Source organism: Microbacterium profundi (assembly GCF_000763375.1).
GTDB classification, from domain to species: domain Bacteria; phylum Actinomycetota; class Actinomycetes; order Actinomycetales; family Microbacteriaceae; genus Microbacterium; species Microbacterium profundi.
Window position 1 is genome coordinate 313,259 of record NZ_JPSY01000003.1, and the last position, 14,723, is coordinate 327,981.

The 14,723-nt window shown below is 67.0% G+C and carries 18 protein-coding genes; 2 read left to right on the top strand and 16 right to left on the bottom strand.

Going from position 1 to position 14,723, the window contains the following annotated elements; genetic code table 11:
- Positions 1-87 precede the first annotated feature (87 nt).
- A complete protein-coding gene (locus JF52_RS0114210; protein ID WP_033107222.1) occupies positions 88-1,140 on the top strand; it encodes an AI-2E family transporter in 1,053 nt (350 codons plus the stop codon).
- Here the strand turns inward: JF52_RS0114210 and JF52_RS0114215 are convergent.
- The 9 genes from JF52_RS0114215 to rpsB all read right to left on the bottom strand — a co-directional run bounded on the left by JF52_RS0114215 (position 1,115) and on the right by rpsB (position 7,865).
- Entirely contained in the window at positions 1,115-1,846 is a 732-nt protein-coding gene (locus JF52_RS0114215) for an alpha/beta hydrolase (protein WP_052167086.1), read from the bottom strand. The two genes, JF52_RS0114210 and JF52_RS0114215, sit on opposite strands and share 26 nt — an antisense overlap.
- 2 nt (positions 1,847-1,848) lie before the next feature.
- Positions 1,849-2,136 carry a hypothetical protein gene (locus JF52_RS0114220; RefSeq protein WP_033107224.1) on the bottom strand — a complete coding sequence of 96 codons (288 nt, stop codon included), beginning with the start codon at positions 2,134-2,136 and terminating at the stop codon, positions 1,849-1,851.
- Positions 2,137-2,145: 9 nt separating this feature from the next.
- The gene (locus JF52_RS0114225; protein WP_235272448.1) at positions 2,146-2,844 is read right to left on the bottom strand and encodes an aggregation-promoting factor C-terminal-like domain-containing protein; all 699 of its coding nucleotides are present in this window, start codon (positions 2,842-2,844) and stop codon (positions 2,146-2,148) included.
- Between the two features lie 59 nt (positions 2,845-2,903).
- Positions 2,904-3,470, bottom strand: a complete 567-nt coding sequence (locus JF52_RS0114230) for a DivIVA domain-containing protein (RefSeq protein ID WP_372460287.1) — start codon at positions 3,468-3,470, stop codon at positions 2,904-2,906.
- Positions 3,471-3,490: 20 nt separating this feature from the next.
- On the bottom strand, positions 3,491-4,594 hold the full coding sequence (locus JF52_RS0114235; protein WP_052167056.1) for a phosphatidate cytidylyltransferase: 1,104 nt from the start codon (positions 4,592-4,594) through the stop codon (positions 3,491-3,493).
- A gap of 6 nt (positions 4,595-4,600) precedes the next feature.
- Entirely contained in the window at positions 4,601-5,155 is a 555-nt protein-coding gene (gene frr, locus JF52_RS0114240) for a ribosome recycling factor (protein WP_033107226.1), read from the bottom strand.
- 86 nt (positions 5,156-5,241) lie between these two features.
- Positions 5,242-5,958 carry a UMP kinase gene (gene pyrH, locus JF52_RS0114245; RefSeq protein WP_033107227.1) on the bottom strand — a complete coding sequence of 239 codons (717 nt, stop codon included), beginning with the start codon at positions 5,956-5,958 and terminating at the stop codon, positions 5,242-5,244.
- A 93-nt stretch (positions 5,959-6,051) separates the two neighbouring features.
- Positions 6,052-6,879 carry a translation elongation factor Ts gene (gene tsf / locus JF52_RS0114250; RefSeq protein ID WP_033107228.1) on the bottom strand — a complete coding sequence of 276 codons (828 nt, stop codon included), beginning with the start codon at positions 6,877-6,879 and terminating at the stop codon, positions 6,052-6,054.
- 41 nt (positions 6,880-6,920) lie between these two features.
- Positions 6,921-7,865 carry a 30S ribosomal protein S2 gene (gene rpsB / locus JF52_RS0114255; protein ID WP_033107229.1) on the bottom strand — a complete coding sequence of 315 codons (945 nt, stop codon included), beginning with the start codon at positions 7,863-7,865 and terminating at the stop codon, positions 6,921-6,923.
- Positions 7,866-8,179: 314 nt separating this feature from the next.
- On the opposite strand from rpsB, the gene JF52_RS0114260 reads away from it, so the two are divergent.
- Positions 8,180-8,782: a murein hydrolase activator EnvC family protein gene (locus JF52_RS0114260; RefSeq protein ID WP_084595869.1), complete on the top strand. Its 603-nt coding sequence runs from the start codon at positions 8,180-8,182 to the stop codon at positions 8,780-8,782.
- On the opposite strand, the gene JF52_RS0114265 is transcribed toward JF52_RS0114260, so the two are convergent.
- The 7 genes from JF52_RS0114265 to lepB all read right to left on the bottom strand — a co-directional run bounded on the left by JF52_RS0114265 (position 8,745) and on the right by lepB (position 14,617).
- A complete protein-coding gene (locus JF52_RS0114265) occupies positions 8,745-9,647 on the bottom strand; it encodes a tyrosine recombinase (protein WP_033107230.1) in 903 nt (300 codons plus the stop codon). The genes JF52_RS0114260 and JF52_RS0114265 overlap by 38 nt on opposite strands.
- An 84-nt stretch (positions 9,648-9,731) precedes the next feature.
- Positions 9,732-10,904: a DNA-processing protein DprA gene (gene dprA / locus JF52_RS0114270; protein WP_033107231.1), complete on the bottom strand. Its 1,173-nt coding sequence runs from the start codon at positions 10,902-10,904 to the stop codon at positions 9,732-9,734.
- Entirely contained in the window at positions 10,901-12,430 is a 1,530-nt protein-coding gene (locus JF52_RS0114275) for a YifB family Mg chelatase-like AAA ATPase (RefSeq protein WP_033107232.1), read from the bottom strand. Before JF52_RS0114275 ends, dprA begins: the two co-directional genes overlap by 4 nt.
- Positions 12,427-12,789 carry a YraN family protein gene (locus tag JF52_RS0114280; protein WP_033107233.1) on the bottom strand — a complete coding sequence of 121 codons (363 nt, stop codon included), beginning with the start codon at positions 12,787-12,789 and terminating at the stop codon, positions 12,427-12,429. The genes JF52_RS0114275 and JF52_RS0114280 overlap by 4 nt, the downstream gene beginning before the upstream one ends.
- A 93-nt stretch (positions 12,790-12,882) precedes the next feature.
- On the bottom strand, positions 12,883-13,209 hold the full coding sequence (locus JF52_RS0114285; RefSeq protein ID WP_033107234.1) for a DUF2469 family protein: 327 nt from the start codon (positions 13,207-13,209) through the stop codon (positions 12,883-12,885).
- A 20-nt stretch (positions 13,210-13,229) separates the two neighbouring features.
- Positions 13,230-13,889 carry a ribonuclease HII gene (locus JF52_RS0114290; RefSeq protein WP_033107235.1) on the bottom strand — a complete coding sequence of 220 codons (660 nt, stop codon included), beginning with the start codon at positions 13,887-13,889 and terminating at the stop codon, positions 13,230-13,232.
- On the bottom strand, positions 13,889-14,617 hold the full coding sequence (lepB, locus tag JF52_RS0114295; RefSeq protein WP_033107236.1) for a signal peptidase I: 729 nt from the start codon (positions 14,615-14,617) through the stop codon (positions 13,889-13,891). Before lepB ends, JF52_RS0114290 begins: the two co-directional genes overlap by 1 nt.
- Positions 14,618-14,723: the final 106 nt, after the last annotated feature.

The following is a 14,723-nucleotide window of genomic DNA, read 5'->3' on the forward strand; positions in this document are numbered from 1 at the left end:
GGGCGGCAACGTTCCCCGAGCGGCACGTCGTCGATGGCGTCCGCCGCTTGCCGACTACCCTGAGATCAGTCTTGTCGAGGAGGGCCCATGAAGGTTCACAATCCGTTCCGCACGGCCCTTGTGGCGACGCTCGGAGTGGGACTGGGCATCCTGCTCATCGGCAGCGTGCAATCGCTCTCCACCGTGCTGCTCTACGTCGGCACCGCGCTGTTCATCAGCCTCGGGCTCGATCCGGTCATCTCGTTCCTGGAGCGCCGTCGGTTGCCGCGTTGGCTCGCGGTCATCCTCACGATCCTCGGTGTCCTCGGCATCTTCGCCGGAATCGTGCTCATCGTCCTGCCGATCATCATCGACCAGGTGAGCCAGCTCGTGGAACAGATCACCGCGCTCGTCCAGTCGAGCAACGACATCTGGGGCGATCTGCGGGAGTGGCTGGGAGCAGTGTTCCCGGCACTGGACATCGATCGCATCCTGACCGAGTCGCAGGACTGGTTGCTCGCGAACATGGGTGACATCACCGGCGGCGTGATCGCTGTGAGCCTCAACCTCGTGACCGGACTGTTCGGCGCCTTCATCGTGCTGATCCTGACCATCTATCTGACCGCGTCGACGCCGTCTCTGAAGCGTTCGGTCTATCAGCTGGTTCCGGCATCCCGACGCCCTCGCTTCGTCGACCTGGCCGAGCAGATCACCGACTCGGTCGGCTACTACGTCATGGGCCAGGTCACGCTCGGCGTGATCAACGGTGTGCTCAGCGCGATCTTCCTCAGCATCATCGGCCACCCGTTCGCCGCCGTGCTCGCGGTGGTCGCGTTCTTCTTCTCGCTCATCCCGCTCGTGGGAACCCTCACCGGCTCCACGCTCATCGTGCTCGCGTGCCTGATTCCGGGTGTCGGCTCCCCGGCAACGGCGATTGCGGCCGGCGTCTATTACCTGATCTACATGCAGATCGAGGCGTACGTGATCTCACCGCGCATCATGAGTCGCGCAGTCTCGGTTCCCGGGGCAGTCGTCGTCGTTGCTGCGCTCGCCGGCGGGTCGCTGCTGGGATTGCTCGGCGCACTCATCGCGATTCCGGTCGCGGCGAGCATCCTGATCATCTACCGTCAGGTGCTCATCCCCCGCATGAACGAGAGATGACCGGCCATTCGTTCGGGAGCGGCAGCGCATCCGGATTCACCACGGCGACGATCTCGGTGAGCACGCGGCGCGTCTGGGCCTCTCCGACCCACAGGTGCTTGCCGCCTTCGACATCGATCAGCGTGATGTCGGGAATCGACGCGAAGCGCTCCCGAGCCTCTTCGGGGCGCAGGTAGTCGTCGAGCTCGGGGATGACCGCGATCACCCGGCGCTCATCGCCCGCCCACGCCGAGAGATCATCCGCAGTCGCCCTGTGCAACGGGGGCGAGAGCAGGATGATGCCCTCCACGTCGTGCTCACGCCCGTACTTCAGTGCGAGCTCAGTGCCGAACGACCAGCCCAGCAGCCACGGACGCGGCAGAGCCCTCTCATGGACGAAGTCCATCGCCGCGGCCACATCGAACTGCTCGGCTTCGCCGCCGTCGAACTTCCCCTGACTCGTGCCACGCGGCGACGTCGTACCACGCGTGTTGAATCGCAGCACGGCCAGATCTGCCAGGGCGGGGAGGCGCGCGGCGGCCTTTCGCAGAATGTGCGAATCCATGAACCCACCGGCGGTCGGGAGCGGGTGCAGCGTCACAAGCGTCGCAACGGGTGCATCGGTCTCGGGGAGTGCCAATTCGCCCACCAGCGTCAACTCATCCGCCGTGGACAGTTCGATCGCCTCCCGCCGTGCCGGCAGCTCCAGCGGTCCGCGGATCTCCAGGCTCACGCCATCCTCCAGCAGTGTGTGTGCCAATGCCGCCGCGCGGCGAGGTCGGCCGCATCGCCGAGCACACCGTCGGCACGCCAGACGACCTGGTGCGCAGTGCCGGCGACGATCGTACCGCCGCATCCGGGGCAGATGTATTCCTTCTGGGCCTGCTGCCCCGACACCGGCTGCACAGTCCATTCCCGGCCCTGGCGCGTCTCTGCGCGCTTCCAGCCCGAGAGCAGCCGGTCGAAGGAGTCGTCAGTGTCAGGGCGCTCCTGGCGCCGCCTGTGCGAGCGTGGCATGTCGGAGCATTACCACCAGTTGTTGTTGATCCAGAAGTCGTAAGCCCCGGCCCAACTGCCGTAGCGTCCTGTCGCGTAGCCGTTCGCCCAGCGCAGGTTGTCGACCGGGTCGTAGCCGTTGCCCGGCACCTTGCTGCACGGCAGCGCCTGTACGAGACCGCACGCGCCGGACGAGGAGTTCGTGGCGTTCGGATTCCAACCGCTCTCCTTGGAGACGACGTAGTCCACATAGCCCCAGTCGCTCGACGCGATGCCGGCCGCCGCCATCCACTCCGCCGGTGCACCGCCGCCCGTGTAGTACAGCGGGCCGGCGCTTCCTGAGGAATCCGAGGAATCCGAATCGGTCGACGCGACCTCTGGTTCCGGCGTCGGAGTGGGCGTGGGAGTCGGTGTCACATAGACGTCGTAGGCGCCGCGGGAGACCGGCGCGATGGTAGCGCCCTCGGCCGTGACCGTCAGATCTTGCGTGTCCTGGACTGCGAGCGAGAAAGGCGTCTGCACGTCTGCCACCGGAGGATCCGCGAGCGCCATGCCTGTGGGCGCCACGATCGCGGCTGCGAAGGCGACGACGCCGAACGCCGCGAAGCCGCCGACGACACCACGCCTGCGCGACCAACGACGAGGAGTGCGCGCGGGTGATTTCTTGGGTGCGGTTCTCACCGGCGCATCGCTGGCGATGGCGGGATCGATCTCGGTGCCGGAAGTCACAATAGCTTCAGTGTAACCAGCCGCGCCTGAGACCTCCATCCGAATGCCGGGACGGTCGTTCAGCGAACCGCGAGGATCACGTCGATCGTGGCATCCAGCAGCGCATCGACCTGCTCTTCGCGGTAGCCGCCGCGCTGCATCCGGAATGCAGCCGATCGCAGCTGTTCGACCGACAGTTCATCACCATCGCGCAGGTACCGTACGATCCGTGCGGCGACGTGATCGACCTCGTCGACGCGGTATCCGAATGACAGGAAGCCCGTGCGTGCGAACTTGTGCCGGCGGCTGCGCGCCAGATGGTCGAGTATGAGCTGCGCATCCGAGCGCGCGTGCTCGACCCATGCCTGCGCACCCTCGACGCGCACGGCGCGCTCACGCTGCCGTGCGGCCAGCGCATCCTCCACACGCCCGAGAGCGGCATCGACCTCAGCGATGTCGTATCCGCCCTTGACGAGCGGGAAGGATGCCACGCGCACGTCGGCGGCGGAGAGATCGTCGGTGTCGTCCTCGAAGCTGTCACGGGCCGCAGCCAAGAACGTGTCCACCGCGACGCGGTGGTATCCGCGCTCGCGACCACTCGCCAGTCCGAAGGCGGGCGCCGCCTTGTCGTCGTCGATCTCAGTCACACCGTTCACCGTATCCGAAGTCATGGAAGCGTCATCCAAGGCGAGAGCAGGAAGTACAGGCTCAGCGCCGGAATGGTCGAGGGAAGGATGCTGTCCAGTCGATCCAGGAGCCCTCCGTGGCCGGGGAGCCATGAGCTCATGTCCTTGATGCCCATGTCACGTTTGATCATCGACTCGGCGAGATCGCCCAGGGTGGCGGTGAGCAGAATGGCGACGCCGAAGATCACGCCCGCCCACCACGGCAGGTTGAGCAGGAAGATCGCGAGGAGCACGCCTGCGGCGACGGCAGCGACCACAGCGCCGGCGAAGCCTTCCCAGGTCTTCTTCGGGCTGATGCGCGGCGCCATCGGATGCGTGCCGAAGGCGAGTCCGGCAGCATAGGCGCCGGTGTCGGATGCGACGGCGATCGCGACGAACGCGAGCACCCACCACTGCCCGCCCTCCTGGGCGAGCAGGAGCAGAGCGATGCCGGTGAGGAAGGGCACGTACACCTGGACGAAGCCACTGACGAGGGCATCGGTGAGCACGTCACCGTATGTACGGCCGTCCTTCGACATCATCTGCGCAAGAAGACGCCACACGACGACGAACACGACGGCGACCAGCAAAGCGACCCAGATGAGCCACGGCGGTGCGAAGTAGCCGGCGAGCACCAGCGCGACGCCGGCGATGATCTGCGGGACGAGGTCGATCCGGCGGCCCGCAGCGCTCAGCGCCCGTGCCAGCTCGAAGATCCCGAGCACCGCGATCGCCAGGGCGATCGGGACGAACAGCTCTTTGATGAAGATCAGCGAGGCCAGCAGGATCGCACCGAATCCGAGCCCGACCAGGATCGCGAGGATCAGGTCGCGGCCGGTGCGCGCCTTTATCCGCTCATTCGCCTGATCGAGATGCTCCCTGGCCTGAGTCACATGAGTCTCGAACTCGCCCCTGGCCTGGCGCAGTTGCTCCCGCATCGCGGCGGTCGGATCGACAGGATGCGCAGACCCGGCCGGCAGCGGCGGACGCGGCGGAATCGACCCCTCGTCCACGACGGGGAGGTCGACTTCCGGGGTGGCTCCATCACGTGCTTCGCGCCGCGTCAGCGGGCGTTGCTCGTCGGCGGAGCCGGCTGCGGCGCTCATCCTGGGTTATACCTCGAGCAGCTCGGTCTCTTTGCGCTTGAGGGCGTCGTCGACGAGGTCGACGTGCTGGCGCGTGATCGCGTCGAGTTCCTTCTCGCCACGTGAGATCTCGTCTTCGCCGACGTCGCTCTTGAGCGCGTCGAGCTCATCTTTGGACTTGCGACGGATGCCGCGGAGGTGCACCTTCGCGTCCTCGCCCTTCGTACGCACGAGCTTGACGTACTCCTTGCGGCGCTCGGCGGTGAGCTCGGGCATCGTCACGCGCACGATGTTGCCGTCGTTCGTGGGATTCGCGCCCAGGTTCGGCATGTCGCGGATCGCCTGTTCGATGGCCTTCAGCGCGGTCTTGTCATACGGCGTGATCACGAGTGAACGTGCCTCAGGGTTCGCCATCGACGCGAGCTGCGCGAGGGGTGTGGGTGAACCGTAATAGTCCACCATCACCTTCTGGAACATCTGCGGGTTCGCCCGTCCGGTACGGACCGTGGCGAAGTCCTCTTTGGCGGCTTCGACCGCACGCGTCATTCGGGAGGTGGTTTCAGCGAGGACATCCGCGATCACGGTGACTCCTATCGTCGGGGTGTTCCAGCAACGTGGTGTTCCGGTAATTCTATCCGGGCATGCGCTCGGACCCGGCGTGGCGCGCCTCAGGCGGAGACGCGCGTGCCGATCGCCTCGCCGAGAAGCGCGCGGGTGACGTTTCCCGCGGGCTCCATGCCGAAGACCCGCATGTCCATGTTGTTGTCCATGCAGAGGCTGAACGCCGTCGAGTCGACGACCTTGAGGCCGCGCTGCAGCGCGTCGCGGTAGGTGACCTGCTCGATGCGGGTCGCGGTGGCATCCTTGTTGGGGTCGGCGGTGTAGACGGCGTCCACGCCGTTCTTGGCCACGAGCACCTCGTCGGCCCCGATCTCCAGGGCGCGCTGCGCTGCGACCGTGTCGGTCGAGAAGTACGGGAGTCCTGCGCCGGCGCCGAAGATCACGACACGACCCTTCTCCATGTGCCGCTCCGCGCGGCGCGGAATGTACGGCTCGGCCACCTGCGTCATCGAGATGGCGGACTGCACGCGAGTGGCGGCTCCGGCCTGCTCGAGGAAGTCCTGCAGAGCGAGCGCGTTCATGACCGTTCCGAGCATGCCCATGTAGTCGGCGCGTCCCCGGTCCATCCCGCGCTGGCTGAGCTCCGCACCGCGGAAGAAATTCCCACCGCCGACGACGATCGCGATCTCCACCTGGTCGACGGCCGCCGCGATCTCTCGTGCGATCTGGCCGACGACATCGGGATTGACGCCGAGCTGTCCAGCGCCGAAGGCCTCACCGGAGAGTTTGAGAAGGACGCGACGGCGTCCGGTGCGTTCGGTCATGGGTGGGTGATCCTCTCGTCCCGATTCAAGATAGTGCCTTGTGGGCATGAAGAAGGGGTTCGGATCACAATGATCCGAACCCCTTCCAGGTTGCTACGCGCCGACCTTGAAGCGTGCGAAGTCTGTCACGGTGATACCGGCATCCTTCGCCACCTGGGCGACAGAGAGCTTGTTGTCCTTGGCGTAGTCCTGCTCGAGCAGTGCGACCTGCTTGATGAAAGCGGAGACGCGGCCTTCGACGATCTTCGGCAGAGCAGCCTCGGGCTTGCCCTCGTTGCGCGAGATCTCGGTGACGATCTCACGCTCCTTCTCGACGGCGTCGGCCGGGACGGAGCCCCGGTCGAGGTAGGACGGGTTGGCGAACGAGATGTGCTGCGCGATGCTGCGCGCGGTCGCTGCATCGTCACCCGAGTAGGCGACGACGACACCGATCTGCGGCGGCAGGTCCTTGCTCGTGCGGTGCAGGTACACCTCGACGGAATCGCCGGAGACCGTGCGGACCTGGCGCAGCTCGACCTTCTCGCCGATGATGGCTGCCTCGTCCGAGATCAGCTCACCGACGCTCTGGTCGCCCGCGGATGCCGCGAGGGCTTCCTCGACCGTGTTCGCCTTGGCTGCGGCAGCAGCATCGGCGACCTTGTCCGCCAGCGCGATGAAGCGCTCGTTCTTCGCGACGAAGTCGGTCTCGCAGGCGAGCTCGATCAACGTGACGTTGCCGTCCTGCTCACGTGCGACGACGAGGCCCTCGCTCGTGGAACGGTCAGCGCGCTTCGCGTTGCCCTTCGCACCCTTGAGGCGGAGGATCTCGACGGCCTTCTCGCGGTCGCCTTCGGCTTCCTCGAGCGCCTTCTTCGTGTCGACCATTCCGGTGCCGAGCTGCTCGCGCAGCGCCTTGATGTCAGCGATGGTGAAGTTGGCCATGTGTGGTGGCTCCTTGCTTCGTGATGTGTGTGTACGCGGAATTACTTGGCGGCGTCGGCCTCGGCTGCCTCGGCCGGAGCCTCGGTCGCCTCGACGGCAGGAGCCTCTTCGGCAGCAGCTTCGGTCGCCTCTGCAGCAGGAACCTCAGCGGCAGCCTCTTCAGCCGGAGCCTCAGTCGCTTCAGCAGCAGGAGCCTCAGTCGCCTCAGCGGCAGGAGCCTCAGCAGCGTCGGCCGGAGTCTCGAGGAGTTCCTTCTCCCACTCGGCCAGCGGCTCAGCGTCACCCGACTCGGGGTTGTGCTTCTGCTGCAGGCCCTCGGCCGCGGCGTCGGCGATGATGCGGGTCAGCAGCGAGACGGAGCGGATCGCGTCGTCGTTGCCGGGGATCGGGTACTGGAAGTCGTCCGGGTCGGCGTTCGTGTCGAGGATGCCGATCACGGGGATGCCGAGCTTCTTGGCCTCGTCGATGGCGAGGTGCTCACGCTTCGCGTCGATGACCCACAGAGCCGAAGGCGTCTTGGTGAGGTTGCGGATACCGCCGAGCGACTTGTGCAGCTTGTCGAGCTCGCGCTTCTTGAGCAGCAGTTCCTTCTTGGTGAAGCCACTGTTGGCCGGAACCTCGTAGTCGAGCTCCTCGAGCTCCTTCATGCGTGCGAGACGCTTGGAGATCGTCTGGAAGTTGGTGAGGAGTCCGCCGAGCCAGCGCTGGTTCACGAAGGGCTGGCCGACGCGCGTGGCCTGCTCTGCCAGGATCTCCTGAGCCTGCTTCTTGGTGCCGACGAAGAGGATGGTGCCGCCGTGCGCGACCGTCTCCTTGACGAAGTCGTAGGCGCTGTCGATGTAGCCCAGCGACTGCTGCAGGTCGATGATGTGGATGCCGCTGCGCTCGGTGAGGATGAAGCGCTTGACCTTCGGGTTCCACCGACGGGTCTGGTGTCCGAAGTGCACGCCGCTGTCGAGCAGCTGGCGGATGGTGACCACAGCCATGGTCGTCTCCTGGTTCTGGCGCGTTCAGCGCCGTTGAGGTTGTGTCGCCGATCGGGTGATCGGCATGCCTGGCGCCCGGCACACGCCCACCCGCTCTTGCGAGCAGGACCTGAGGGAGTGGATGCCACGACCTTGTCCTTGCAGACGTCGATCGCTCTGGGCACGCGTAGTCACCCCGAAGTTCGAGGTGCGACCTCCAGTGTACAGGATCAGTCGCCATCGATTGCTCCTGCACAGGCCGCAGTCCTCCGGCGTTATCCCCCGGACGCGGGTTTCCCACTGCGCATCACTCACGCATGCTCCAAGATGGTCCGATGCGAGCCCAGAGCAGTTGCGACCGGCGGAACTTCACTGTCCCACGAGCGATCGCGTTCCTGCTGTTGCTGGTGATGCTGCCCGGTGCCGCTGTCGGGCCACCGACGCCGGACCCGCCGTGGACCTGGCCCGTCGACGGCGCGCGCACCGTGACGACGCCGTTCCGCGCACCCGCGCACGAGTACGGTCCCGGCCATCGTGGGATCGACATGTCGGCCCCGGTCGGCACCGTCGTGCGTGCGCCGGCGGACGGAGTCGTGGCGTTCCGCGGAGTGGTCGTGGATCGGCCGCTGCTCACACTCGATACCGGCGACGGGCTCGTGACGACGTTCGAGCCACTCGAATCGACGCTCTCGCCTGGTGCGGTGGTCGTCGCGGGCCAGGAGATCGGCACGGTCGCGCGGGGCGGTCACACCCCAGCGGGCGAGCTGCACCTCGGCGTGCGGTACCGCGACGTGTACATCAACCCCATGCTGTTGTTCGGGGAGGTGCCGCGGGCGATCCTCCTGCCGTGCTGCGGGCCGACCGGCGTCTCGGGCACCGGGACCGGTGCGCCTGACTCGCTCAGGCTCGCGGGTGCGCGAGTCGGTAGGTCGCTGTGAGTCGCTCCGAAGAGACGTGCGTGTAGATCTGGGTGGTTCCCAGGCTCGCGTGTCCGAGGATCTCCTGCACTGCTCTCAGATCCGCACCCCCGTCGAGCAGGTGCGTCGCGGCGGAATGCCGGAGTGCGTGCGGCCCGACGGCCTCGGCGCCGATGATCGGACCCAGCGCGTGGGCGACCAGCGTGTATACCGCGCGCGGGCCGAGGCGTCCGCCGCGCGCGCCGAGGAACACGGCGGGCGCGGTTCGTTCGGCGCGGGCGACCAGCACGGAGCGACCCCGTGTCAGATACGCGCCGAGCGCGTCGCGGGCGGGGATGCCGTATGGCACGACCCGTTCCTTGGATCCTTTGCCGACTACCCGGACAGTGGCGCGATCGAGGTCCAGATCGTCGATGTCGATCCCGCAGAGTTCCGAGACCCGCATGCCGGAGCCGTACAGCAGCTCGAGGATCGCATGATCGCGGAGATGGATGGGGTCGCCATCCGCTGCCGTCTCCCGACGCGCGTCGAGGAGATCGCGCATGCCGTCTTTCGATGCGACGGCGGGAAGCGTGCGGCCGCGCTTCGGCGCGACCAGTCGCAGGCTCGGATCCAGACCGATCAGCTCCTCGTCCTTCGCCCACGCGAAGAAGGAACGAGCGGCCGCCGCTCGTCTGGCCAACGTGGCGCGCGCGTCGCCGCGTCGGGTCGCGCGCCAGAGCCAGTCCCGCAGCGTCTCGAGATCGACATCGGCGAGCGAACTCTCTCCGACGGCATCCGAGAGATCATGCAGATCCGACCGGTACGCGCGCACCGTCGCGGGCGACAGCCTGCGCACCTGCGTCAGATGTGCGGTGAACGCATCCGCAGCGGCGTTCAGATCCATGAGACCAGCATGCCCTCCAGGGTCGCAGGTGCGCCGCGCCTCGCCGTGGCGCAGTCGGAGCCCGGCACGGAGGACCAGGGGAGATCATGCGACGCCGAGGCGCCATCCCGCCTCATCGCTCCGCACGCGCTCATCCAACGACAGCAGCCCCAGCAGCGCACGGACACGTTCTTCCGACAACCCCGAGATCCGGGCGAGCTCGATGGATGAGCGTGCGGTGCGGGTGCTCATGGCATCGAGGAGACGGGTCTGGTCGGGGTCGATACGCACCCCTTCTCCCCCACCACGACCACCGTTGCCGTTCGCGTCGAGGCCGAGCAGCTCGCGCACCTCCGCGGTGCTCGTGACGCAACGCGCGTCATATTCGCGCAACAGCCGATGACAGCCGGCAGATGCGGCGGATGTCACCGGTCCCGGCACTGATCCCAACGGCCGTCCGAGCGCGGCTGCGTGCCCTGCGGTGTTCAACGATCCGCTGCGCCAGCCCGCCTCCACCACCACCGTCGCCATCCCGAGAGCAGCGATGAGCCTGTTGCGCGCGAGGAAGCGCCACTTGGTCGGAGCCGCGCCGCACGGGAGCTCGCTCACCATCGCACCGGATGCCTGGATGCGTTCGAACAGCTGCTGATGTCCGGCCGGATACGCGCGGTCGACGCCGCCCGCGAGGAATGCGACGGTCCCGCCCCCGACTCCGAGCGCTGCCCGATGGGCAGCGCCATCGATCCCGTACGCACCACCGGAGACGACGAGCGTGCCTGATGCCGCCAGATCACCGGCGAATTCGGCCGCGACGGATTCGCCGTAGCCGGTCGCCGCCCGCGCTCCGACGATCGACACGCGCTCGGGCGTGATCAGTCGGCTCGCATCGCCTCGGACCCACAGCAGCACCGGCGCATGGTCCCCGAGGTCGTCGAGCGACTCGGGCCATTCCTCGTCACCGGGCAGCAGCAGTCGCGCTCGCACCTCTTGTGCGCCGTGGAGCGATTCCGAAACGGCGCGAGGTCGCGCGCGTGGTCGCCACCGCCGCTGAGCTTCACCGATGACACGGTCCGACAGGGCGAAACGGGAGTCGTCCAGCGCGACACGCATCGCCTCTTCGGCGCCGAGCTGCGCGATCAGAGCCCCTGCCACACCGTCACCCGGCTCGGCGATCACTCCCCATGCGACCCGTGCCAGGGTATCGGCCGCCTCACTCTCCGGTCGAGCGCTGCGTGCCACGGCGCAGACCTCGGCGTCTCCGAGCAGAGCATCCATCATGAGATCAGTCCCTTCTTCAGAAAGAGCGCTCGCCCGAGTTCGTCGTGTCCCGGGCGGTCCACTCCGGCGAGATCCGCCATGGTCCACGCGAGGCGAAGCACACGGTCGTAACCGCGGAGCGTGAGCAGCCCGCGTTCAAGCGCCCGGTCGAGCGGTGCGCGCACGTCTGACGGCAATCGCAGAGCCTCTTGCCGCAGATGCGAGCCGGCGACTTCGGCGTTCACGGTCCACGGCGTCTGCGCCCATCGCAAGCCGGCTCGCCGTCTCGCCTCCTGCACCCGACCTCGTGCTTCAGCCGTGGTCGTCCCCGATCGCTCGGACGCTGTCGCCCGAGAGGCCGCGACGCGTGCGACCTGAAGATCGATGTCGATGCGATCCCTGAGCGGTCCGGAGAGCCGTGCCGAGTATCGCCGAATCGCGATCGGCGGGCAGATGCACTCCGCTCCGCGCACGCCGTAGTTTCCGCACGGGCACGGGTTGGTCGCCAGAGCGAGCTGGAACCGTGCGGGGAAACGCGCACGGAAACCGGCGCGGTCGATTTCGATGCTCCCCGTCTCCAACGGCTGGCGCAGCGCATCGAGTGCGACGCGCGAGAATTCCGCCGCCTCGTCGAGGAACAGGATCCCGCGATGCGCCCGCACGATCGCCCCCGGCCTGACGGCCCGCGATCCCCCTCCGACGAGCGCCGCCACAGAGGCACTGTGATGCGGAGCCTCAAGCGGCGGCAGGGCGTCGAGAACGTCGACGGCTGCACCGGAAAGCGATCGGATGGACGCGACCTCCAGCGCAGCATCCTCGTCCAGCGGCGGGAGTATGCCCGGCAACCGGCGCGCCAGCATCGTCTTCCCCGCCCCTGGCGGACCGCTCATCAGCAGGTGGTGTCCACCGGCAGCAGCGACGATCAGCGCCTCGACTGCCTCGTCCTGTCCGACGACATCGACCAGATCGAGGCTCTCCGGCTCGTGAGGCGGCGCGACCGCGGCAGTCACGGGTTCGACCTCGACGGGTGCGAGGTCGGCACCATGCCACATCGCCACCTCCGCAAGCGTGGTCGCGGCGCGCACCCGTATCCCAGGCACGAGTCGCGCCTCCGCCGCGTTCGCGTGGGGCACGATCACCTGTTCGAACCCCGCGCGTGCAGCGGCGAAGACGGCGGGGAGCACGCCCGGCACCGGACGCACCCTGCCGTCGAGGCCGAGTTCGCCGATATGCACGGTGCGCGCGATCGACCCGGCGTTGAGCACTCCCCCGGTCGCGACCGCGGAGATCGCGATACCGAGGTCGAATCCGCTGCCGTGCTTGGGCAGACTCGCCGGCGAGAGATTCACCGTGAGCCTGCGACGAGTCAGCTCCAGGTGCGCGTTCGTCACCGCGTTGTGCACGCGCTGCGCGGCCTCGCCCAGCGCTTTGTCCGGCAGGCCGACGATCTTGAAACCCGGTGTCTGGTTCGACACGTCCGCCTCGATCTCGACGAGGTGCCCGTCGACACCGGTGAGAGCGACTGCCCAGGTTCGCGCCGTCTTCATCGCAGATCCACCAAGTGCTCGAGCGTGCCGGTGGCGGGGTCGGCGCCGACGATCCCGATGATCTCGAGGCGCAGCATCCGATGTCTCGCGAGATCACGATGCTCACCGGCCCACGCGTATCCCAACCGCCAGAGCCGTTGCCTCTTGCGCTCGTCTATCGCGTCGAACGGATGGCCGAATCCGGTGCTGCGCCTGGTCTTGACCTCGACGATGCCGAGGATGCCGTCGAGCTCGGCGACGATGTCGATCTCGCCCTGCGCGCAGCGCCAGTTGCGGTCGAGTATGCGATACCCGTGCGTCGCCAGGTGCTGTGCGGCGCGGTCTTCACCCGCACGTCCGAGGTCGTCTTTGGCTGCCATGGAGACAGCATGCGCGTGATGATAGAACCGTGATCAGCGTGATTCACGCGACCTGGGGATCCGGTAAGGGAATGATTTTCGGTGCCGACAGAGTCACTTGCCGTCGAGCGAGAGCTCCTCGGGAAGCTCGAACTCACGCCGCTGCAGCTCTTCGACGTTGACATCCTTGAACGTCAGCACCCGCACGGCCTTGACGAAGCGATCGGCGCGGTAGATGTCCCAGACCCAGACATCGGTCATCGAGATCTCGAAGTAGAAGTCGTGCTCGGTGTCGCGGCGGACCACGTTCACCTCATTCGCGAGATAGAACCGGCGCTCGGTCTCGACGACGTACTGGAACTGCCCCACGACGTCGCGATACTCGCGGAACAGTGCGAGTTCGAGTTCGCGGTCGTAATCGTCGAATGCCTCTTCGTCCATGATGAGTCCATCCTACGAGTTCAGAAGAGAGTAGGGGCATCGGCGATCGCCCACGACGCACGGTGGAACGGCGAGAGCCCCGATTCGCGGATCGCCGCGCGGTGCTCGAGGCTCGCGTAGCCCTTGTTGCGGTCCCATTGATACGCCGGGTGATCGACGTGAAGTGCGCTCATGTGGTCATCTCGTGCGACCTTGGCGATGACCGATGCCGCCGATACCGAGGCGCAGTCGCGGTCGCCCTTGATCACCGAGCGCACCTGCAGCGGCGCGGAGTGCACACGCGAGACGTAGTCGTGGTTGCCGTCGAGGATCACCAGAGCGCCGTCGAGCGAGGCGCCCAGTGCGACGACGGCATCGATCGCACGGGATGCCGCGAGTCCCAGCGCACGCATGATGCCTCCGTCATCGACCTCGGCGGCGCTCGCCCAGCCGACACCGGATGCCTGTACCCAGGCCGCGGCGCGGGCGGCCACTTCGGGTCGGCGCTTCTCGGTGACGAATTTCGAGTCGCGCAGCCCCTCCGGGACGCGACGACGGCAGCCGGCAGCGTCCATGACCGACGCGCCGACCGCGACGGGACCTGCAAGCGCGCCTCGACCGACTTCGTCGAGCGAGATGATGAGGTCGAACTCGGCGAGCAGTTTGCGCTCGAGCCTGAGCGTTGGCGCGACGACAGTCATCACTGTGGATCAGGTACGCCGTTGAACACTTCGCGATGGCCGTCGACCGTGCCGATCCGGTCGAGGGGCCAGGTGGTCAGGAACGTCTTGCCCACCACGTTGTCCAGAGGGACGAATCCCCCGCTGGGCAGATCCTGGTGCGCGCGTGCATCCTGAGAACGGTCCCGGTTGTCACCCATCAGCCAGAGCGAGCCCTCCGGCACAGTCACATCGAACGGCTCGTTGGATGCCGCCGTGTCGCCCTCGGGCAGATTCAGGTACGACAGCTCGTCGATCGGGGCGCCGTTGATCTCGATCTGTCCGAGTGAATTGCAGCAGACGACGTTGTCCCCGGGCAGGCCGATCAGGCGTTTGACCAGATGATCCTCGCTGTCCGAGGCGGAGAGTCCGATGAGGGTGAGTGCCGAATCGATCGCTTCCATCAGCGGCGGACCGGCCGGCTCCTGCACGCGCGCTGGCAGCCATCCCCCCGGATCCTCGAACACGACCACATCGCCTCGCGAGTACCCCGTCCAGTTCGGCGTCAGCTCATCGACCAGGATCCGGTCGTCGACGAGGAGTGTGCGCTCCATCGAGGCAGAGGGGATGTAGAACGAGCGCACGACGAATGTCTTCACGAGGAAGGACACGAGCGCGGCGATCACGATGATCACCAGGACGTCTCGAAGGAAGATCAGGAATCCGCGTCGCCTCTTGCGGCGCACGTCGGGGGCGGATTCAGTCGTCATCGCATTCCTTCAGGAGGGTCTTCGCACCGCGCTCTGACGGCACCATCTAGGTTCGCACACTCCGGGGTGAACGAAAGCACCCCGGGACGCTGTGTCCCGGGGTGCT